This is a genomic window from Microbacterium sp. M1A1_1b (genome assembly GCF_053345565.1).
This window is the reverse complement of sequence record NZ_JBKFAJ010000001.1, coordinates 483,819-504,592: the sequence shown is the minus strand read 5'-3', so window position 1 is coordinate 504,592 and position 20,774 is coordinate 483,819. Positions and strand designations below refer to the sequence as shown.

Sequence of the window (20,774 nt, the reverse complement as noted above, 5' to 3'; positions counted from 1 at the left end):
GGGGTGGTTCGTGGTGGTGGATGTCATGGTGCGCGCTGCCGTGCTCACAGTGCGTGCAGCGGCTTGCCCGCCAGGTGCAGGAACGCCTCGCCGAGGGCCTCGCTCTGCGTGGGGTGCGCGTGCACGAGGGGGGCGACGTCCTCGGGGTGGGCTTCCCAGTTCACGGCGAGCTGGGCTTCACCGATGAGCTCGCCGACGCGGGCGCCGATCATGCTGACGCCGACGACGGGGCCGTCGATGACCCGCACGACCTTCACCGCGCCGGACGTGCCGATGATGTGGCTCTTGCCGTTGCCGGCCAGGTTGTACTCGTACATGTCGATCTTGTCGGCACCGTACTGCTCTTCGGCCTTGGCCTGCGAGAGCCCGACCGAAGCGACCTCGGGGTCGGAGTAGGTGACCTTGGGGATGTTCTTGTCCTCGATGATGACCGGGTTGAGCCCGGCGATCTCCTCGGCGACGAAGATGCCCTGCTGGAAGCCGCGGTGTGCGAGCTGCAGGCCGGGGACGATGTCGCCGACGGCGTAGACGTTCGGCACGTTCGTGGCCAGGCGCTCGTTCGTGGTGACGTAGCCGCGGTCCATCGCCACGCCGACCTCGTCGTAGCCGACGTTCTGCGTGACCGGGCCACGACCGACGGCCACGAGCAGGACGTCACCGTCGAAGGTCTTGCCGTCCTCGAGCGTCACGACGACGCCGTTCTCGTGCTGTTCGACGCCCTGGAACCGCACGCCGAGCGAGAACTCGATGCCGCGCTTGCGGAACGCGCGCTCGAGCTGCTTGGACATGGACTCGTCCTCGGCTGGGATCAGGTGCGGGAGCGCCTCGACGATGGTGACCTCGGCGCCGAACGACTTCCAGACGCTGGCGAACTCGACGCCGATCACGCCGCCGCCCAGGATGACGACCTTGTTGGGCACGTAGTCCATCTTGAGCGCGGTCTCGGAGCTGATCACGCGGCCACCGAGCTCGAGGCCCGGCAGGGACTTGGAGTAGGAACCGGTGGCCAGCACGACGTTCTTGCCGGTGACGGTCTGGTCGCCGACCTGCACGGTGGTCTGCGAGGTCAGGCGGCCCCAGCCCTCGACCACGGTGATGCCGCGGGCCTTGATCAGGCCCTGCAGGCCCTTGTACTTGGAGTTGATGACGCCCTGCTGGTACTCGATGACCTTCGGGACCTCGACGCCGGCGAACTCCGCGATCACGCCGTACTTCTCGGCGTCGCGCGTGGCGTCGGCGACCTCGGCCGAGTGCAGCAGTGCCTTGGTCGGGATGCAGCCGCGGTGCAGGCACGTCCCCCCGAGCTTGTCGCCCTCGATGAGCGCGACGCTCATCCCGAGCTCGGCCGCCCGCAGCGCTGCGGCGTACCCGCCGCTACCGCCACCGAGGACCACGACGTCGTAAGTCTGTTCCGTCACCTGGTGCTACTCCCTCGTGCGTGTCGGGGCCGGATCCGTTGTGGTGGACACTGGCCCGCACTCGGACACCACCGATGCGGCATCCGTCGGTCGGACCGCATGGTTCCGGTCCCGTCCCGTTCGTTCCGGCGGGTGGCGCTGGAGCGGCCGCCCCGCCGGAACCCAACCTACTACTTGGACTGGAGCTCTTCTGCGAGCGAGATGAGTGTGCGGACCATGACCCCGGTCGCGCCCTTGCCGAGCCACCCGTAGCCACCGCCCTTGTTCTCCGACGGACCCGCGATGTCCAGGTGTGCCCAGGGGACGTCGCCCTCGATGAAGCGCTCGAGGAACTTGCCCGCCAGCAGCATCCCGCCGGCCGGGTTGCCGACGGTTGCGTTCACCATGTCGGCGACCTCGCTGGCCAGCCGTGCATCGAGTTCCTCGGGCAGCGGCATCGGCCAGATCGGCTCGGCGACGCCCGACGCGACGGCACGGATCTGCGCGACGAGGTCGTCGGTGCCCATCAGCCCGGTGGTGCGGTCACCGAGCGCGACGACCTGTGCGCCGGTCAGCGTCGCGACGTCGACGACGGCGTCGGGCTGCTCGAGCGTGGCCGCGACCAGGCCGTCGCCCAGCACCAGTCGGCCTTCGGCGTCGGTGTTGGTGACCTCGACGGTCTTGCCGTTCTTGAGCGTGAGGACGTCGCCGGGGCGGGTCGCCGAGCCGGAGGGCATGTTCTCGGCCAGGCACAGCCACGCGGTGACCTTGACGTCGAGGCCCAGTCGGGCGGCGGCGACCGTGGTGGCGAGCACCGTGGCGGCGCCCGTCATGTCGGTCTTCATGCCGAGCATCCCCGCGGCGGGCTTCAGCGAGAGCCCGCCGGAGTCGAACGTGATGCCCTTGCCGACCAGGGCCAGGTGCTTCGTGGCGGACTCCGGCGCGTAGCGGACGACGACCAGCCGCGGGGGACGGACGGATCCGACGCCCACCCCGAGGATGCCGCCGAAGCCCTGCTCGGCCAGCGCGGTCTCGTCGAGCACCTCGACGGTGAGCGGCAGATCGGCGGCCAGGTCCGTCGCGACGGACGCGACGTCGGCCGGGCCGAGGTCGCCGGCGGCGGTGTTGACCAGGTCGCGGACCAGTGCGGCGGCGTCCGCGACGACGGCCGGACGCACGGTCGCGTCGGCTGCGACCGAGGACGGTGCGAGCACCGTGACGGCCTGCGAGCCGCGTGCGGGCGTGGTCGTACCAGCGCCCTTGTGGCGCGTGAAGGCGTAGGCACCGAGTGCGGCGCCCTCGAGTGCGGCGTCGACGAGCTCGGCGGAGTCGGTCGGCAGGGCGAGCGCGATCGACGCGACCTGGGGGAGCTGCCGGACGGCGCTGCCGGCGGCGGAGCGCACGGCCGCGGCGTCGGTACCCGACCCCAGCCCGATCAGGGCGATGCTGCCCGCGGCGAGGTCGGTCGCCGGGATCCGGACGAGCTGGTCCTTGGCGCCGGTCGCACCGATCGCGGCCAGGTCCAGCCCGTCGAGTGCGCCGAGGTCACCGGTGGCGGGCGTGGCGAGGGACGCCGGAGCCCCGTCGGTACCGGGGCGGACGCCGACGACGAGCACGTCGGCCGAGATCGCGGAGGGGGAGGAACTGTCGGTGGAGAGCGTTGGTCGGACCATGTCCCCGACCCTACCCACGTCCTGTTCGCTGTCGGCGTGGGTTGCGCAGCAGGTGTGGACGAACGCCCCGCCTAGCATGGGAACGGTGAACCACCCCGAGGACCTCTACACCTTCGACGCATCCGCCCCGACGGTGCCGGCCGGCCTCCACCTGGTCGCCGGGCTGACCGGGTTCGCGGACGCCGGATCTGCCGTGGCCCAGGTGACCACCGCCATCACCGAGCGCCTCGAGACCCGTCTGGTCGCCGAGTTCGACCCCGACGTGCTGCTCGACTGGCGGGCCCGTCGTCCGGTGATCACGTTCGACCACGACCACATCAGCGCGGTGGAGCCGCCCCGACTCGCCCTGCACCTGGTGCGCGACGAACTCGGGCAGCCGTTCCTGTTCCTGTCCGGGTACGAGCCGGACTTCCAGTGGAACCGCTTCGTCCGCGCGGTGACCGACCTGGCCGCCCAGCTGCAGGTCGTCGACACGACGTGGGTGCAGTCCATCCCGATGCCCGTGCCGCACACCCGTGCGATCAACATGACCGTCTCGGGCACCCGGGCCGACCTGATCGAGTCGATGAGCGTCTGGAAGCCGCAGACCCAGGCGCCGGCGAACGTCCTGCACCTGGTCGAGCACCGACTCTCCGAACTCGACCAGCAGGTCACGGGGCTCGTGCTGCTCGTGCCGCACTACCTGTCCGACACCGAGTACCCGGACGCCGCGGTCGCCGCGCTGTCCGGCATCTCCGCCTCGACGGGGCTGATCTTCCCGACCGACGCCCTGCGCGAAGAGGGCCGTGACTTCCTGGCGCGGGTGGACGAGCAGGTGGCGGGCAACGGCGAGTTGCAGCGGCTGGTCGCCGCGCTCGAGGAACGGCACGACACCTACATGGAGGGCAACGCGGTCGCGTCGCCGCTCACGAACGTCGACGGCGAGGTGCCCACCGCCGACGCGATCGCCGCGGAGCTCGAGCGCTTCCTGGCGGACCGCCGCGTCGACGGTGACGCAACCGACGACTGAGACCGGCCGCCACCGGACGCGACCGGTGTCGCGGACGCGCACCGTGCCTCCCGTGACGGACTGGAGGCCCTCCACAGGTCCGGCGCACGCCGCACGTCCTCCACAGGCCGCCGGGGCGGCGGTGCCGCGCCGCTAGCCTTGTCGGGTGAACTCCCGCCGTGCCTTCCTGGTCTGGGGCGTCGCGGTGCTGGCCTACGTGCTGGCGGTCGTGCAGCGCTCGTCGCTCGGTGTGTCCGGCGTCGACGCGCAGGACCGCTTCGCGGTGTCGGCGGCCGTGCTGTCCACGTTGGCGGTCGTGCAGATCGCCGTCTACGCGGGTCTGCAGATCCCGGTCGGCATCGCACTCGACCGCATCGGTCCACGGCGGCTGGTGCTGTTGGGTGCCCTGCTGCTGACGGTCGGGCAGGTCGTGGTGGCGGTGTCGCCGACGATCGGACCGGCCATCGCCGGGCGGGTCCTGGTCGGCGCCGGCGACGCGATGACCTTCATCTCGGTGATCCGCCTGCTGCCGATGTGGTTCAGCGGGCGGATCCTGCCGCAGATCTCGCAGTGGACGGGCAACCTCGGCCAGCTCGGACAGGTGGCATCGGCGTTCCCGTTCGCGGTGCTGCTGCACACCGCGGGCTGGACCGCGGCGTTCGGCGTCGCGGCCGCGGCCAGTGCGGTCGGACTCGTGCTGGCGTTCGTGTTCGTCCGGAACGGCCCGGTGCCCGTCCGCACCGACACGATCCCGCTGCCGCTCCCGCACACCTGGTCCGGGGCGTTCCACACGTTCGGGCACGCGCTCCGTCGCCCGGGGACCCAGCTCGGCTTCTGGTCGCACTACGTCACGCAGTCCTCGGGCACGGTCTTCAGCCTGCTCTGGGGCGTGCCGATGCTGCGCGGGCTCGGGTACTCCTCGACCGAGGCCGCCGGGTTCCTGACCGTGATCGTCGTCGTCGGGTTCATCGCCGGCCCGCTGCTCGGCATCCTGTGCGCACGGTTCCCCCTCCGCCGGTCCAACCTGGTGCTCGGCGTGGTGGTGTTGCTCGGCGCCGTCTGGACCGCGGTGTTGCTCTGGCCGGGCCACCCACCGACCTGGCTGCTGCTGTTGCTCGTCGTCGCGATGGGCATCGGCGGGCCGGGGTCGCTGATCGGCTTCGACTTCGCGCGGTCGTTCAACCCGATGGGCTCCCTGGGGTCGGCGAACGGCGTCGTCAACGTCGGGGGGTTCCTGGCCGCGTTCGTGATGATGTTCTGCATCGGCACCCTGCTCGACGCGGTGTCGCACGCCACGGGGCAGACCGTCTTCGCCTGGGCGAACTTCCGGATCGCCCTGACCGTGCAGTACGTGGTCGTCGGCTTCGGCGTGGCGATGCTGCTGCACGCGCGCCGGCGCACCCGCGCCCTCATGCACGCGCAGGACGGAATACGCGTGGCGCCGCTCTGGGTTGCACTCGTTGCACGCCTGCGGAAGCAGAGCGTGCAATAATGAAGCACGGACCCATCGGGTTCCCCGTCAGTGGTGCTCCTTCCAGAGCGCCGGTTTCGCCGGGGGACTTGACATGGGTCCTAGTGCTGCCCGGATGGATAGGACCAGTGACGCGGGGGAGACTGCGGCGCAGGCCCTGGGCAGCGAGGGAAGGCCACGAACCCGTCAACGTGGCATGACGAGAGAGGTGATCGCATGGCTGCCCGGAGCACGACGATCGATCCCACGAAGGACACCACCGACCAGGTGACCGAGGCGGACGCCACGGACACCGAGGGCACCGCCGCGCCGAAGAAGGCCGCGGTGAAGAAGGCCCCCGCCAAGAAGGCGGCACCGAAGAAGCCCGCCGCCAAGAAGCCGGCAGCCAAGAAGGCATCGGACGACGACACCGAGGAAGAGCCGGTCGAGCCCGTCGACGCCGACGCGACCGACGACGCCGACGACGACACCGAGGACAAGCCGCGCACCGCTGCGGTCGAGGCCGCCAACGCGGTCGCCGCCGGCGCGCTCGTCATCTCGCAGTCCGACGACGACGAGGCGCCGGTCTACTCGACCACCATCACCGGTGCGACCGCCGACCCGGTCAAGGACTACCTGAAGCAGATCGGCAAGGTCGCCCTGCTCAACGCCGAGCAAGAGGTCGAGCTCGCGATGCGCATCGAGGCCGGCCTGTTCGCCGAGGACAAGCTGCAGCACTCCACGGGGCTCTCCAAGCCCGAAGAGCGCGAGCTGCGCTGGGTCGCGCGTGACGGTCAGCGTGCCAAGTCGCACCTGCTCGGCGCGAACCTGCGTCTGGTCGTGTCGCTCGCCAAGCGCTACACGGGCCGCGGCATGCAGTTCCTCGACCTGATCCAAGAGGGCAACCTGGGCCTGATCCGCGCCGTCGAGAAGTTCGACTACACCAAGGGCTTCAAGTTCTCGACCTACGCCACGTGGTGGATCCGTCAGGCCATCACCCGCGCCATGGCCGACCAGGCCCGCACCATCCGCATCCCGGTGCACATGGTCGAGGTCATCAACAAGCTCGCCCGTGTCCAGCGGCAGATGCTGCAGGACCTGGGCCGCGAGCCCACCCCGGAAGAGCTCGCCCGCGAGCTCGACATGACCCCGGAGAAGGTCGTCGAGGTCCAGAAGTACGGCCGTGAGCCCATCTCGCTGCACACGCCCCTGGGCGAGGACGGCGACTCCGAGTTCGGTGACCTGATCGAGGACACCGAAGCCGTGGTGCCGGCCGACGCGGTGGGCTTCACGATGCTGCAGAAGCAGCTCGAGAGCCTGCTCGACTCCCTGTCCGAGCGCGAGGCCGGCGTCATCCGGATGCGCTTCGGCCTGGGTGACGGTCAGCCGAAGACGCTGGACCAGATCGGTGACACGTTCGGCGTGACGCGTGAGCGCATCCGTCAGATCGAGTCCAAGACGATGGCGAAGCTCCGCCACCCGTCGCGGTCGCAGTCCCTGCGCGACTACCTCGAGTAGGCCGCACGTGCGTTTCTTCATCCCGATCCTGATCGGGCGGATCCTCCGCGCCCTCGCTCGCGCCCGGGGCGGAGGGTCCGCGTACCCGGGCTTCATCGTGCTGAAGCTCGTGCCGGACTTCCTGCAGCGTGTCACCCGGCAGTTCCCGAACGGCGTGGTGTTCGTCCTCGGCTCGAACGGCAAGTCGACGACGACGCACATGATCTCGGACGTCATGCGTGCGCACGGCCTCCGGGTGTTCACGAACCCGTCGGGTGCGAACCTGCCGCAGGGCATCGCCTCGGCGCTGCTGTCCGAGGTGTCGCTGACCGGCAAGCTCAAGGCGGACATCGGCATCCTCGAGGTCGACGAGGCCTTCGCGGTCGAGCTCGCCGGCATCCTGTCGCCCTCGACGGTCACGATGCTCAACGTGCAGGTCGACCAGCTCTACCGGTTCTTCGAGACCGAGCGCGTCGCGACGATGATGCTCGACACCGCGGCACTGTCGTCGGCGAACGTCGTCACGAACCACGACGACCAGTTCCTCGACGCCTACGCCGGGGTCGCCGGGCAGCGCGTGCTCCGCTTCGGCGCGAGTGCCGAGGTGGTCGCTGCCAGCCCGAACGGCCTGCAGAACGCCGACGACTTCGACCGCGCCGACGCCACGTCGACGGCGATCGACGCCGAGGTCACCGAGCACACCGGCGACGCGGCCACCATCGTGTTCGACGGCGCGACGATCCCGGTGCGCCTGCCGGCACGCGGCCTGCACTACGCGGTCGACGCCGCGGCGGCCACCGCCACGGCCAGCGCCGCACTCGGCTCGCAGTTCCGCGCGTCCGCCGTCACGACGGCCTTCGCCACCATGAAGCCGGCCTACGGTCGCGGCGAACGTCTGCCGATCGCCGGTGAGGCGGCCGAGTTCACGATGTTCAAGAACGCCGCCAGCCTGCAGCTCAACCTCGATGCCCTGCCCGAGCACCCCGAGCAGGTGCTCATGGCGATCGACGAGGGCACGCCGGACATCTCGTGGATCTACGACATCGACTTCTCCAAGCTCGACCACGTCGATGTCGTGTCCGGGGACAAGGCGTGGCAGATCGCGATCGCTCTCGACCACGCCGGTGTCCGCATCGGGCGCGTCGAACCCGACGTCGAGGCCGCGATCACGCACATGCAGCAGCTCGGGTCGACGACCTCCGGCACCAAGAACTTCATCGTCAACTACGAGATCATGATGATCGCCCGGAAGGCCCTCGGCCACCCGGACCTGGAGAAGACCGCATGACGGCCGATCGCCTGACCATCCTGCACGTCTACCCGCGCCAGATGGGGGTGTCGGGTGACCGCGGCAACGTCGTGGCCCTGACCCGTCGCGCGGCGGCCGCCGACGTGCCGACCGAGGTCGTCGAGTACGCCCCGGGCGACCCGCTGCCGACGGCCGCCGATGTCGTCGTGATCGGCAACGGGCCGCTCAGCGCGATGCGTTCCCTGGGCGCCGACGTCGCACGTGTCGGCGCTCCGCTGCGCGAGTTCGCCGCCGCGGGCGTGCCCGTCGTGGCGGTCGGCGGCGGGTTCGACCTGGCGACGAAGCAGGTCGTGCCGACGGACGGCGCTCCGGTCGACGGCTTCGGCGTGTTCGATGCCCGGGCAGTGCGTGGTGCCGAGCGTCGCGTGAACTACTTCGTGCTCGAGACCCGGTACCCGCTGCTGCCGGGCGCGTCGAATCGTCTCGCAGCGTTCGAGGACCACGCGACGAAGATCGAGCTCGGCGACGCCGTCAACCCGTTCGCCGACGTCGTGTCGGGTGGTGGCAACCAGGCCGGGCAGCCGGTCGAGGGCGCGATCACGGGGACCTCGTTCGGCACGCACGCGCAGGGTCCGCTGCTGCCGCTGAACCCGGCCCTGACGGACGCCGTCCTCGCTGCGGCGACCGCACGGCTCGGCCGCGCCTACGAGCCGGACCCCGCGCGCACCGCCGACATCGACCGCTACGCCCACGAAGCGCGCGCCACCGTGGACCGCTACGTCGACAAGGCGTTCAAGCGCATCGCCTGACCCCCGCGGAGACGATGGCCGAGTGCGATCAGGTCCCGGCCATCGCCGTGTCGGTGGCCGGTGGCCGGTGGCCGGTGGCAACATCTGGCAACCTGTCCGGTGACAAGCAAGATGTGACATGTTGGAAGCCCACCAAGGAGGTTTCCATGCATCACAACAAGCACGTCCTCGCCCTGGTCGGTGCGCTCGTCGTGTCCCTGGCCACTGCCGGATCTGTCGTCCAGACGACGCCCGCCGATGCCGCCACGACGCGGATCAGTGCGGCCTGCAGCTCGGTACCGACGACCACGACCGAGCACGACGGCGTCCCCGGCCCGATCTTCACCAAGCGCCTGCAGTGTCTCGGCAGCATGGCGGGCTACACGGGGCCGATCGACGGCGTGATGGGGCCGAACTCGTGGACAGGCGTCGCCCGCCAGCTGGCGACCGGTGGCTACTACCAGTCATCGGTTGCCTACGGATTCGAGAGCCCGGAAGTCATCGCTGCGCTGCAGCGATGGGCGGCCGCGCACGGCCAGTACAGCGGTCCCATCGACGGAGTGTGGGGTCCGAACAGCTACCGCGGCGCGGCCTGGGCGCTGAACCGGGCGTTCTGACCGTCCGACACAGACAGGAGGCGCGGTGCCAGCTGGCACCGCGCCTCCTGTCTGTGTGCAGTCGGTTGCGACTACTTCGACTCGTGGAGTCGGCTGCTCTCGTCGTGCCACTCGATGGCGGTCGCCGCGAGCTTGTCCTTGAACTCGGCGCCGTGGTGGGCGCAGAAGAACAGTTCGCCGCTGGCCATGGTGGCGCGGATGTACGCCTGCGCTCCGCAGCTGTCGCAACGGTCGGCAGCGGTGAGCTGGTGGTTGCCGAGTTCGTCGATGGAGAGGTCCTGCACGGTCTGGGTCATTGCTGTGCTCCTCACGGATCGCAGGGGTGCGTGTCGGGCAACTCGCACTGCTGCGGGTTGGTTCGACCATTTCAACACGTGCTGCCTGAATGCGGCGCATTGTGGCGGGCCATTTCGCTGAGCGCGGATCGATCGTCCCCAGAGCGGGTGTCACGCGAGTGGCACCACGGGTTCGTCCGTGGTGCTCGGTAGGCTCGGCAGGTGAGCTCCGACTACTCCGCGCGCCATCTCTCCGTCCTCGAAGGACTCGAGGCTGTTCGGAAGCGCCCGGGCATGTACATCGGCTCGACGGACTCGCGCGGCCTGATGCACTGCCTGTGGGAGATCATCGACAACTCGGTCGACGAAGCCCTCGACGGCCACGGCGACGAGATCACGGTGCGGCTGTACCCGGACGGCTCCGTGCAGGTGACGGACACGGCACGTGGCATCCCGGTCGACGTCGAGCCGAAGACCGGACTGACCGGCGTCGAGGTCGTCTTCACGAAGCTGCACGCCGGCGGCAAGTTCGGCTCCGGGTCCTACGCGGCCTCGGGCGGGCTGCACGGCGTCGGTGCCTCGGTGGTGAACGCGCTGTCCGAGCGGCTCGACGTCGAGGTCGACCGCGGCGGCAAGACCTACGCGATGTCGTTCCACCGCGGCGAGCCGGGGGTCTTCGACGACGCGAAGGGGATCGGCCCCGACGCGCCGTTCGCCCCGTTCACCTCGGGCAGCGAGCTCCGCGTGGTCGGCAAGGTCAAGCGGGGCGTCACGGGTTCACGGATCCGGTACTGGGCGGACCGGCAGATCTTCACGAAGGACGCGGCCTTCAGCATGGCCGACCTGGTGAACCGCGCGCGGCAGACCGCGTTCCTGGTGCCCGGGCTCGGCCTGACCATCACGGACGAGCGTCCCGCCGCCATCGAAGCGGCGGCCGCACGTGCCGAGGCCACCGGCACCCAGGTGACTCCGGGTCCGGTCGTCGAGCGCTTCCGGTACGAAGGTGGCATCGGCGAGTTCGTCGAGCACCTGGCGCCGGACACCGCCCTCACCGACGTCTGGCGGGTCCAGGGCACCGGCACCTTCACCGAGACCGTCCCGATGCTCGACGACAAGGGCCACATGGTCTCCACGGACGTCGAGCGCTCGTGCGAGGTCGACCTGGCGCTGCGGTGGGGCGGCGGCTACGAGACGGTGTTCCGCAGCTTCGTGAACATCATCGCGACGCCGAAGGGCGGCACGCACCAGGCCGGCTTCGAGAGCGGCGTGATGAAGGCCGTGCGCACCCAGGTCGAGGCGAACGCGCGCAAGCTCAAGGTCGGCCAGGACAAACTCGACAAGGACGACGTGCTGGCGGGCATGACCGCCGTGCTGACCGTGCGCCTGCCCGAGCCGCAGTTCGAGGGCCAGACGAAGGAGATCCTGGGCACCCCCGCGGTCCGCAAGATCGTCGACCAGGTCGTGTCCAAGCGCCTCACCGAGATCCTGACGTCCACGCAGCGGACCGAGAAGGCCCAGTCGGCGGCACTGCTCGAGAAGGTCGTCTCGGAGATGAAGTCGCGCATCTCGGCCCGCGCCCACAAGGAGACCCAGCGCCGCAAGAACGCGCTCGAGAACTCCTCGTTGCCGACGAAGCTCGCCGACTGCCGCTCGAACGACGTCGAGGGCACCGAGCTCTTCATCGTCGAGGGCGACTCGGCGCTCGGCACCGCCAAGCTCGCCCGCAACAGCGAGTACCAGGCGCTGCTGCCGATCCGCGGCAAGATCCTCAACGTGCAGAAGGCGTCGGTGTCGGACATGCTCGGCAACGCGGAGTGCGCCTCGATCATCCAGGTCATCGGCGCCGGCTCCGGCCGCACGTTCGAACTCGACCAGGCCCGCTACGGCAAGGTCATCATCATGTCCGACGCTGACGTCGACGGTGCCCACATCCGCACGCTGCTGCTGACGCTGTTCTTCCGGTACATGCGGCCGATGATCGAGCGGGGGCGGGTGTTCGCCGCGGTCCCGCCGCTGCACCGCGTGGTCATCATCAACCGCGGCAAGCCGAACGACACCGTGTACACCTACTCCGAGCAAGAGCTGCAGACGCTGCTGAAGAAGCTCGCCAAGTCGGGCAAGAAGTACCAGGAGCCGATCCAGCGCTACAAGGGCCTGGGCGAGATGGACGCCGACCAGCTGGCCGAGACCACGATGGACCGTTCGCACCGCACGTTGCGCCGGGTGAACGTCAGCGATGCCGAGGGCGCGGCGAAGGTCTTCGAGCTGCTCATGGGCAACGACGTGGCCCCGCGCAAGGAGTTCATCCTGGCCGGCGAGGGCCTGGACCGCGACCGCATCGACGTCTGAGCGAGGGCGCGGGCGCTGGTGCTGACGCCTGCGCGGGCGCTGGTGCTGACGACGGCGCGGGCGCCGGCGCGCCTGCTGGCGCGTGTGCTTGCGCCGCGGTGCCCCTCCGGTGGTCACAACACCCCGTGCGCGTCCCGCCGACTGGTCGGAGATCGTCGCTGTGCGGGCGTCCGGCCGACAGGACGCGACCACTCGGCGGACGCGAGCGGGGTGTCCTGACCGGTCGCCGGGGCGGACAGGAGGCGCGGTGCGGGCCCACCCCGCGCCTCCCGTCCGGCGGGTGGTCGCGGATGCGAGCCGAGACTCGGCCCCGCGGACACTCTGCGGCCCGTGCGGCGCGAGTTCTGTCCGCCCAGCCGAGACTCGGCGTCGCGCCGCGCGCCGCGCGACGAGCGCGACGGCGCCGCGCGTGCGCTACGCCTCGCCGCGCGTGCCGTCGAGCGCCGCGGCGCTGCCGCCGATCGACGTGACCTCGGCGTCGAGCGGGCTGCCCGACCCGTCGCGCTTCGACATCCAGTCCGGCAGGGTGCGCGCAGCGCCGTCGGCACCGACCGCGTGCGGCGGCGCGATGCCGGCCCAGCCCACGGTCAGGCCGTCCTCGCCCTTCAGGAAGGCGTGCGCGCGGACGCCCTGGGTGGCGCGACCCTTCGCGGGGAACTCGGAGAGCGCGGACACCTTGGCGCGCCCGGTCTCGGTGCCGGGCAGCGCGGCCGACGACGTGGAGACCGTGGCGACGACGGCGTCCTCGGACGGGGTCACCGCGCCGAACCAGATCACCGCGGCACCGGACGCCAGTGCGACGCCGGCGACGCCACCGGCGGGGAGACCCTGTGGTCGGACGGCCGCGGCACCGAAGCGCAGCAGCTGGGCGTTCGCGGTGATGAACACCAGGTCGTCGGTCTCGGGGGACTGCGTGGCGCCGACCACCTGGTCGCCGGGCTTCAGGCCGATGGCGGGGAAGTCGGGCTTGTCGGGCCAGGCCCCGGGGACGACGCGCTTGACGACGCCCTGCCGGGTGCCGATCGCGAGCGAGTGCTCGGCCGCGACGGACAGGTCGACGATCGCGACCACCGCCTCGGTCCGGGGGATGCCGAGGTAGTCGTTGACGCGGACGCCGGCATCGAGCCGGACGGCCGCGGGCGGGACCGCCGGCACGTCGACGGGGGTGAACCGCACGATGCGCCCGGTGGCCGTCAGCGCACCGACCTGCCCGCGGACCGTGGACAGCACCGAGGACAGCACGGCGTCGTGCTTCGAGCGCTTGGGGACCCGCACGACGTCGAGCTCGGACGGAGCGACGTCGACACGGATGATGCGCCCCGTGGTCGACAGGAGCACGCGGCACGGGGCGTCGGCGACCTGCAGGTCCTCGGGGTCGACGACAGCTTTCTTGCCGCCGCGCACGGGGGCGTCGGCCTCGGTCAGCAGGGTGCGCCGCGGGGTCGCGAACTTGTCGGACACCTCGGTCAGTTCGAGCGCGACCTGGGCGCGGAGCCGGTCGTCGGACGCCAGCAGTTCCTCGAGTGCGGCGATCTCGGCGAGCAGCTGGTCACGCTCGCCCTCGAGCTCGAGCCGCGAGAACTTGGTCAGCCGACGCAGACGGAGTTCGAGGATGTACTCGGCCTGCACCTCGGACAGGTCGAAGACGTCCTGCAGGCGCGAGCGCGCGGCCTCGGAGTCGTCCGACGACCGGATGACCTCGATGACCTCGTCGATGTCCAGGATCGCGACGAGCAGCCCCTCGACCAGGTGCAGCCTTTCACGACGGCGGGCCAGTCGGTACTGCGAGCGGCGGGTGACCACCTGGATGCGGTGCTGCACGTACACGTCGAGCAGCTCGCGCAGCCCGAGGGTGCGGGGGGATCCGCCGACCAGGGCGACGTTGTTGATGCCGAAGCCCTCCTCGAGCGGCGTGTGCTTGTACAGCTGCTCGAGGACCGCGGTGGGGTTGAACCCCGACTTGATGCCGATCACGAGCCGCAGCCCGTGCCGCCGGTCGGTCAGGTCGTTGACGTCGGAGATGCCGACGAGCTTCTTGGCCTGCACCCCGTCCTTGATCTTCTCGATCACGCGCTCGGGACCGACCAGGTACGGCAGCTCGGTGACGACCAGACCGGTCTTGCGCGGCGTCAGGGCTTCGACCGCGACCTTCGCCCGGGTGCGGAACGTGCCGCGCCCGGTGGCGTAGGCGTCGCGCACGCCGGACAGCCCGACGATGGTGCCGCCCGAGGGCAGGTCGGGGCCGGGCACGTACTCCATGAGCTCTTCGAGCGTGGCCTGCGGGTTGAGCAGCAGGTGCTTGGCGGCCTCGACCACCTCGCCCAGGTTGTGCGGCGCCATGTTCGTCGCCATGCCGACCGCGATGCCCGACGCGCCGTTGACCAGCAGGTTCGGGAACGCGGCGGGCAGCACGCCGGGCTGCATGATCTGGTTGTCGTAGTTCGGGACGAAGTCGACGACGTCCTCGCCCAGGCCCTCGGTCATCGCCATCGACGGTTCGGCCAGGCGGGCCTCGGTGTACCGGGCAGCGGCGGGTCCGTCGTCGAGCGAGCCGAAGTTGCCGTGGCCGTCGACCAGCGGCACGCGCATGGTGAACGGCTGGGCCATGCGCACCAGGGCGTCGTAGATGGCACCGTCGCCGTGCGGGTGCAGCTTGCCCATCACCTCGCCGGTGACGCGCGCGCTCTTGACGTGGCCGCGGTCGGGACGCAGCCCCATCTCGGCCATCTGGTACAGGATGCGGCGCTGCACGGGCTTCAGGCCGTCGCGGGCGTCGGGGAGCGCGCGCGAGTAGATGACGGAGTACGCGTACTCGAGGAACGAGCCCTGCATCTCCTCGGAGACGTCGACGTCCTCGATGCGCTCACCGTCGGGCAGGCCGACTGCGTCCGTGCGTGCCATGGCACCTTCCTGCAACCCCAGTGTGATCTGGGAGACTCATGGGGATGGCAACCAGCGTACCGACGACACCCGACGACACCGCGAACCTCGCCGACGTCCTCCCGAGTTGCCTCGTCGCGCTCGGCGCCGCGGACGACGCATGGGTGCGCAGCAACGGCCTGGAGGCCCGGATCGCCCTCCGCCCCGCCCGTTCCGCGATCGTCGTGCTGGTCGACGGCCTGGGGGCCAACGCGCTGAGCGCGCGCTCCGGGCACGCCCGGTTCCTGGCGGCGACGAAGAAGCGGATGCGCAGCGGCTTCCCCACGACGACCGCGGCGGCCCTGTCGACGCTGACGACCGGCCGGTCGCCCGGCACCCACGGCGTCGTCGGGTACAGCGGCTGGAACCCGGACACCGGCGCGGTGATGAACCTGCTGAGCGGGTGGGACGACGAGGTCCCCGCGGGCTGGCTGCTCGCGCCGACGCTGTTCACCGCGGCCGCTGAGCTCGGCCTGGACCCGGTCGTGGTCGGGCCGGCGCGGTACCGCTCCTCGGGGATGACCGCGAACGTCCTCGGCGGTGCTCGCTACGTGCCGGCCGACTCGATCCCGCAGCGGGTCGACGCCGCGATCGCCGAAAGCGCCGGTGGCCGCAGCCTGGTGTACCTCTACGTGCCGGAACTCGACTCGATCGGGCACAAGCACGGGTGGCAGTCGGACCGGTGGACCGCCGCGCTCGAGCTGCTCGACGGCGAGCTCGCGCGGCTGGACGCTCGGGTCGCGGCCGACGTCGGGGTGCTCGTCACCGCGGACCACGGCGTGCTCGACGTGCCGGACGAGGCCAACGTCGCGATGGACCCGGACCTGCTGGTCGACGTCGTCGGGGTCGCCGGTGACCCACGCTGCCGGCAGCTCACCGTGGCGCCCGGCACCGACGTGCCCGCGCTGGTCGAGGCCTGGCGTGCGTCGATCGGCAAGCGCGGGTACGTCGCCAGCCGTGCCGAAGCGGTCGCGGCGGGCTGGTTCGGCGCCGTGGCGGACGACGTCCTGCCCCGCATCGGCGACGTGCTGATCGTGGCGCGGGGGTCGTGGGCGTTCAACGACGACCGGCAGCTCGACCCGCGCAAGGACCCCAAGCGGATGATCGGCCAGCACGGGGCGCTGACGGACGACGAGGTCGGTGTGCCGCTGCGACTGGCGGGCGCCTTCGCGAACTGACCACGGGGTGGGACGGCACCGCCCCGGTCACGCGCGACGCGCGACCGGGGCGATCCGGGCCTCCAGGCGGTGTGGCGGACTACGCCAGGTCGTCGTCCGGCCGCGTGCCGAAGACGATCTCGTCCCAGCTCGGCATCGAGCGGCGGCTGCGCTTCTTGCGGTTCTCGGGCTCGGGGGCCGACGACGGACGGGCGTCCGGCTGGGGGCTCGTGTCGTTGGTGTCCTCGAAGCCCTGCAGCGGGATGTCGACGACGCTCACCGAGCCGCGCGACTCGTCGTGGGGCTGCTCGGCGAAGGCGACGGACTCGCGCTCCCCGCGGCGGCGGCGGAGCGCCTCGAGCAGGTCGGCGGTCTCGTTGCCCGGCGCGCGTTCCTCGATCTGGGCGCTGCCGATGCGGGGGAGCGGCGCGCGGAGCGGTGCACGCTCGGCGACGTCGGGGTTCGTGACGGACTCGTCGGGCTCGTCGACCCGGAAGGCGCCGGAGTCGAAGCGGGTGCCGTCGGTGTCCTGCTCGGTCGACTCGACGGCCCGCAGTCGCGGCGCGATCCCGTCGTCCTCGGTGTGGGACAGCCGGTGCGCGTCGCCGTTCTCGGGCGTGAGCGTCGAGGTCTTCGGGTCGAAGTGCCACTGCGCGTCGTGCTCGACCTCGGTCGCCGTGTAGCGGACCTGCACGGTCCAGCCGTTCTCGACGTGCTTCCAGCTCGACCACGACACGGTCGTGGCGGAACCGGCTTCGAGGCGGGCGCTGATGGCCTCGCCGAAGACGTCGGGCGCACCGTCGTCGGTCGGCGTCACGGGCACGCGGCGGGCTGCGTCGAGGATGAACGCGCGCTCGGCGAGCACGGGACCCTCGAAGCGACGGACGTACTCGACGTCGACGTCGAGCGCTGCTGCGACATCGACCGCGTCGGCGCCGCCACGGATCCGTGCCTGGACGTCCTTCGGGGACACACGCTTGTGCGGTGTGCCGTCGGGGTTCGCCTGCCGGACCTGCCCCGGCAGTGCCGAGGTGACGGGCAGTCGGAACTCGCTGCCGCCGTCGGTCGCGAGCAGGAGGGACCCGGACTCCACTCCGATGACTCTCACGTCTTGCATGGTTCCGCCTTCCGAGCGTCACGTGGTCGTGCGTCGTACCCGGGAAGTATGCAGCGCGTCGGCGCCGATCCGGGGGAGGCGCACGGGCGTGCCGTGGACGTTCTGCGGACTGCGGGAATGGACCGCACCATCGCCCGGTTGCACGGCCAGACGAGCCACTCGCCGTTCAGTTTGCATCGGGGTGGCGCGTGTTGCATACTGTCGCCGCCGATCTCCGGCGACGACCTCTCGATACGAGAAATGGATGGGCATGGCCACCGATTACGACGCCCCCCGGAAGACCGACGACAACTCTGATTCTGAGTCGATCGAGGCCCTCAAGGAGCGCGTGCCCGACAAGATGTCGGGGGTCGTCGACGACGACTCCGACAACCCCGGCAGCTTCGAGCTCGCCGGACAGGACCTCAGCGACGTCGACCTCGACGTCGTCGTGCTCCCTCCGCAGGTCGACGAGTTCACCTGTGTCGAGTGCTTCCTGGTGAAGCACCGCTCACAGCTCGACCACGAGTCGAAGCTCGGCCCGGTCTGCGCGGAGTGCGCAGCGCTCTAGGCACGCATCAGCCGAACGGCCCGTCTTCCCGCGTGGGAGGCGGGCCGTTCGGCTGTCGGACTGTCGGACTGTCGGACTGGAGGCGCGGGTCGGGCCCGCCCCGCGCCTCCAGTCCCTCAGGACTGCAGTGCCTGCACGACCTTGTCGGGGTCGCGCACACTCACCAGCCAGTACGGCGTGGGGTCGGCGTCGTCGCGCACCTCGACGCGCACGACGTTCCGCACGTACCCGCGGAACAGCGTCCACGCCCGGGCGTCGAGCTTCGGCCCGCGCTGCGTGGTGGCCTCGGCGCCGGTGAACGCCGCGGCCTGGCCGACGAGCCCCCGCGGCAGGTGCGCCCGGCCAGCACGGAACTCGGTGTCGGTCACCTCGACGACCGGTGCGAGCACCCAGAGCAGCACGAGGACGGCGACCTCCATCAGGACGGCGACGATGATCCCCGTCACGATGCTGATCGGCAGGAACACGAGCAGGCTCGCGGGGATGACGAGCGCCGTCGCCAGGTACAGGCTCGGCGGCGCCCAGAGGCGTTCGCGGTACAGGGTCACGACACCATTCGACCACGACTCGTGCCAGGTCACGGTACGGTCACGCCCTGCACTACCCTCGACACGTGACCGAACCAGTCGACGTGCTCTGGACCGGGGAGAACCCTCCCGGCTACGCCCACCCCGGGGACGCCGGTGCCGACCTGGTGTCGACGGAGTCCTTCGAACTCGCTCCGGGTGAGCGCCGACTCGTCGGGACCGGCGTGTCGATCGCGTTGCCCGAGGGGCACGCGGCGTTCGTCGTCCCGCGCAGCGGCCTGGCCGCCAAGCACGGCATCACGATCGTGAACGCCCCCGGCACCGTCGACTCGGGCTACCGCGGCGAGGTCAAGGTCGCGCTGCTCAACACCGACGCCACGACCCCGTACACGGTGCGGGTCGGTGACCGCATCGCGCAGATGATCGTCATGCCGGTGGCGCAGGCCGTGTTCACCCGCGTGGACGCGCTGCCGGACAGCGTGCGTGGCCAGGGCGGGTTCGGGTCGTCGGGCTACGGTGTCACCAGCGAGCAGGAAGGAACGCAAGCATGAGGATCGGGCGACGCAAGCGCGACGAGGTCGAGGTGGCCGGACAGGCCACTGCCGACGTCGAACTGGGGGAGACCTCGGCGGAGGTCGACCTCGCTGACCAGGCCGACGCGGACCTCGACGAGGTGGTCGCGGTCACGCCCACCGGCAAGTCCGCACCCGACGACCGCGAGGACAACGGCCCGCTCGACGAGACCGAGGCCAACCCGGTCCGGCCGTACGTCGACCTGGGTGGCGTCAAGATCCTGCCGCGCGAGGGCCTGCACCTGCGCCTCGAGGTCGAAGAGGGCTCGCAGCGCGTCGTCGCGGTCGGGCTCGACTACGACGAGTCGACGCTGCAGGTCCAGCCCTTCGCCGCACCGCGCTCCACAGGGCTGTGGCACGAGATCCGCGCGCAGATCGCCGAGCAGATCGAGCGCCAGGGCGGCTCCGTGACCGAGGTCGACGGTCCGTTCGGCCCCGAGCTCCGTGCGTCGGTCCCCGTGGTGGTCGACGGCGACGGCGGTGTGGCCGGTGAACGTCCCGCGCGCTTCATCGGTGTCGACGGTCCGCGCTGGTTCCTGCGCGGTGTCATCGCCGGCAAGGCCGCCGAGCAGCCCGACGACGCCGACGAGATCGAGGACCTGTTCCGCAGCGTCGTGGTGGTCCGCGGTGGCACGCCGATGCCGCCGCGCGACCTGATCCCCCTGCACATGCCGAAGTCGACCCAGTCGGCCATCTGACCCGCTCGACGCCACTCGTCGGCGACGCTGCCTGTCGGCGACTCGACCTGTCGGCGACTCGACCTGTCGGCGACTCGACCTGTCGTCGACCCGATCCTGGAGGCCCGGTGCCGGACCGTCCCGACCCTGCTGACCCGGACGGGGTCACCCCCGACCCGTACGCCGACGAGCGCGAGGCGCCCGTCTCGCTGAACGCGCAGCTGCGCGACGCGGCCCGCAACGCGGGCATCGGGCAGGTCGCCCCCGGCGAGGCCCCCACCGGCCGCGCGTTGATGACCGCGATCGGCGGAGCCCGCGGCATCGCCGAGTCGGTGCTGCCCGGGTTCGCGTTCCTGGTCGTGTACGCGATCACGAAGGAACTCGTGCCGAGCGTGCTGATCCCGGTCGCCGTCGGAGCCGTCTTCGTGGTGGTCCGTCTGGCACAGCGGCAGTCACTCGCGATGTCCCTCGCCGGGATCCTCGGCGTGGCGATCTCCGCCGGCCTGGCGCTCATCACGGGCCGGGCCGAGAGCAACTTCATCCCGGGCATCCTGATCAACGTGGCGTGCCTGGTCGTCCTGCTCGTCACGCTCGCGATCCGACGGCCCCTGATCGGTGTCATCGTCGGGTTCCTGCTGCCGCCGGCCGAGGACGGTTCCCCCCAGGACTGGCGCGCCGACCGTGCCAAGCGCCGGGTGCTGGCGGTCGCGACGTGGATGTGGGTCGGACTGTTCGCGCTGCGGCTGGTCATCGAGATCCCGCTGTACCTGACCGCCCAGGTCGAACTGCTGGCGGGCATCAAGCTCATCACGGGTGTGCCGCTCTACGCCGCGCTGCTCTGGGTCACGTGGCTGCTGGTGCGCACGGTCTTCCACCGCGAGGACACCGCCGACGACGCTGCCGCGGTGTAGAGTTCTCTCGACATCAAGACAGTTTCTCCGGGCGGTCCACCGCTCGCGGGATTAGGTTTGC

18 protein-coding genes are annotated in these 20,774 nt (G+C 70.9%); 12 read left to right on the top strand and 6 right to left on the bottom strand.

Annotated features, from left to right (window positions below):
* Positions 1 to 44: 44 nt before the first annotated feature.
* Together lpdA and ACLBWP_RS02435 are read right to left on the bottom strand one after the other, a co-directional pair.
* Positions 45 to 1,418, bottom strand: a complete 1,374-nt coding sequence (gene lpdA, locus ACLBWP_RS02440) for a dihydrolipoyl dehydrogenase (RefSeq protein WP_447653888.1) — start codon at positions 1,416 to 1,418, stop codon at positions 45 to 47.
* Positions 1,419 to 1,588: 170 nt separating this feature from the next.
* Positions 1,589 to 3,070: a leucyl aminopeptidase gene (locus ACLBWP_RS02435; RefSeq protein WP_447653887.1), complete on the bottom strand. Its 1,482-nt coding sequence runs from the start codon at positions 3,068 to 3,070 to the stop codon at positions 1,589 to 1,591.
* A 76-nt stretch (positions 3,071 to 3,146) separates the two neighbouring features.
* Between ACLBWP_RS02435 and ACLBWP_RS02430 the strand changes: the two genes are divergently transcribed.
* From ACLBWP_RS02430 to ACLBWP_RS02405, 6 genes are all read left to right on the top strand, one after another.
* Positions 3,147 to 4,079 (top strand): proteasome assembly chaperone family protein, encoded by a 933-nt coding sequence (locus ACLBWP_RS02430; protein ID WP_243563864.1) that lies wholly within the window; start codon positions 3,147 to 3,149, stop codon positions 4,077 to 4,079.
* A gap of 145 nt (positions 4,080 to 4,224) precedes the next feature.
* Positions 4,225 to 5,550, top strand: coding sequence for an MFS transporter (locus tag ACLBWP_RS02425; RefSeq protein ID WP_243563863.1), 1,326 nt, complete (start codon positions 4,225 to 4,227; stop codon positions 5,548 to 5,550).
* A gap of 195 nt (positions 5,551 to 5,745) precedes the next feature.
* A complete protein-coding gene (locus ACLBWP_RS02420) occupies positions 5,746 to 7,026 on the top strand; it encodes an RNA polymerase sigma factor (protein WP_243563862.1) in 1,281 nt (426 codons plus the stop codon).
* A 7-nt stretch (positions 7,027 to 7,033) separates the two neighbouring features.
* A complete protein-coding gene (locus ACLBWP_RS02415) occupies positions 7,034 to 8,293 on the top strand; it encodes a MurT ligase domain-containing protein (RefSeq protein ID WP_243563861.1) in 1,260 nt (419 codons plus the stop codon).
* Positions 8,290 to 9,063, top strand: a complete 774-nt coding sequence (locus tag ACLBWP_RS02410) for a type 1 glutamine amidotransferase (RefSeq protein WP_447653886.1) — start codon at positions 8,290 to 8,292, stop codon at positions 9,061 to 9,063. Before ACLBWP_RS02415 ends, ACLBWP_RS02410 begins: the two co-directional genes overlap by 4 nt.
* A 146-nt stretch (positions 9,064 to 9,209) precedes the next feature.
* Positions 9,210 to 9,659, top strand: a complete 450-nt coding sequence (locus ACLBWP_RS02405; protein WP_243563859.1) for a hypothetical protein — start codon at positions 9,210 to 9,212, stop codon at positions 9,657 to 9,659.
* A 71-nt stretch (positions 9,660 to 9,730) separates the two neighbouring features.
* Here ACLBWP_RS02405 and ACLBWP_RS02400 read toward each other — a convergent pair whose 3' ends face one another.
* Positions 9,731 to 9,955: a DUF7455 domain-containing protein gene (locus ACLBWP_RS02400; RefSeq protein WP_071300931.1), complete on the bottom strand. Its 225-nt coding sequence runs from the start codon at positions 9,953 to 9,955 to the stop codon at positions 9,731 to 9,733.
* Between the two features lie 201 nt (positions 9,956 to 10,156).
* On the opposite strand from ACLBWP_RS02400, the gene ACLBWP_RS02395 reads away from it, so the two are divergent.
* Complete coding sequence (locus ACLBWP_RS02395; RefSeq protein WP_447653885.1) at positions 10,157 to 12,283, top strand: DNA gyrase/topoisomerase IV subunit B; 2,127 nt, start codon at positions 10,157 to 10,159, stop codon at positions 12,281 to 12,283.
* 414 nt (positions 12,284 to 12,697) lie between these two features.
* On the opposite strand, the gene ACLBWP_RS02390 is transcribed toward ACLBWP_RS02395, so the two are convergent.
* Positions 12,698 to 15,184 carry a DNA gyrase/topoisomerase IV subunit A gene (locus ACLBWP_RS02390; RefSeq protein WP_447653884.1) on the bottom strand — a complete coding sequence of 829 codons (2,487 nt, stop codon included), beginning with the start codon at positions 15,182 to 15,184 and terminating at the stop codon, positions 12,698 to 12,700.
* Positions 15,185 to 15,228: 44 nt separating this feature from the next.
* Between ACLBWP_RS02390 and ACLBWP_RS02385 the strand changes: the two genes are divergently transcribed.
* A complete protein-coding gene (locus ACLBWP_RS02385) occupies positions 15,229 to 16,380 on the top strand; it encodes an alkaline phosphatase family protein (protein ID WP_447653882.1) in 1,152 nt (383 codons plus the stop codon).
* A 79-nt stretch (positions 16,381 to 16,459) separates the two neighbouring features.
* On the opposite strand, the gene sepH is transcribed toward ACLBWP_RS02385, so the two are convergent.
* Positions 16,460 to 17,476: a septation protein SepH gene (gene sepH, locus ACLBWP_RS02380; protein WP_447653881.1), complete on the bottom strand. Its 1,017-nt coding sequence runs from the start codon at positions 17,474 to 17,476 to the stop codon at positions 16,460 to 16,462.
* Positions 17,477 to 17,726: 250 nt separating this feature from the next.
* Between sepH and ACLBWP_RS02375 the strand changes: the two genes are divergently transcribed.
* Entirely contained in the window at positions 17,727 to 18,026 is a 300-nt protein-coding gene (locus ACLBWP_RS02375; RefSeq protein ID WP_031263038.1) for a DUF4193 domain-containing protein, read from the top strand.
* Positions 18,027 to 18,142: 116 nt separating this feature from the next.
* Here ACLBWP_RS02375 and ACLBWP_RS02370 read toward each other — a convergent pair whose 3' ends face one another.
* Complete coding sequence (locus tag ACLBWP_RS02370) at positions 18,143 to 18,574, bottom strand: DUF3093 domain-containing protein (protein WP_447653880.1); 432 nt, start codon at positions 18,572 to 18,574, stop codon at positions 18,143 to 18,145.
* A gap of 65 nt (positions 18,575 to 18,639) precedes the next feature.
* On the opposite strand from ACLBWP_RS02370, the gene dut reads away from it, so the two are divergent.
* From dut to ACLBWP_RS02355, 3 genes are all read left to right on the top strand, one after another.
* The gene (gene dut, locus ACLBWP_RS02365; protein WP_243563853.1) at positions 18,640 to 19,104 is read left to right on the top strand and encodes a dUTP diphosphatase; all 465 of its coding nucleotides are present in this window, start codon (positions 18,640 to 18,642) and stop codon (positions 19,102 to 19,104) included.
* Complete coding sequence (locus ACLBWP_RS02360; protein WP_243563852.1) at positions 19,101 to 19,823, top strand: DUF3710 domain-containing protein; 723 nt, start codon at positions 19,101 to 19,103, stop codon at positions 19,821 to 19,823. The genes dut and ACLBWP_RS02360 overlap by 4 nt, the downstream gene beginning before the upstream one ends.
* Before the next feature lie 107 nt (positions 19,824 to 19,930).
* Entirely contained in the window at positions 19,931 to 20,713 is a 783-nt protein-coding gene (locus ACLBWP_RS02355; protein ID WP_447653879.1) for a DUF3159 domain-containing protein, read from the top strand.
* Positions 20,714 to 20,774 lie beyond the last annotated feature (61 nt).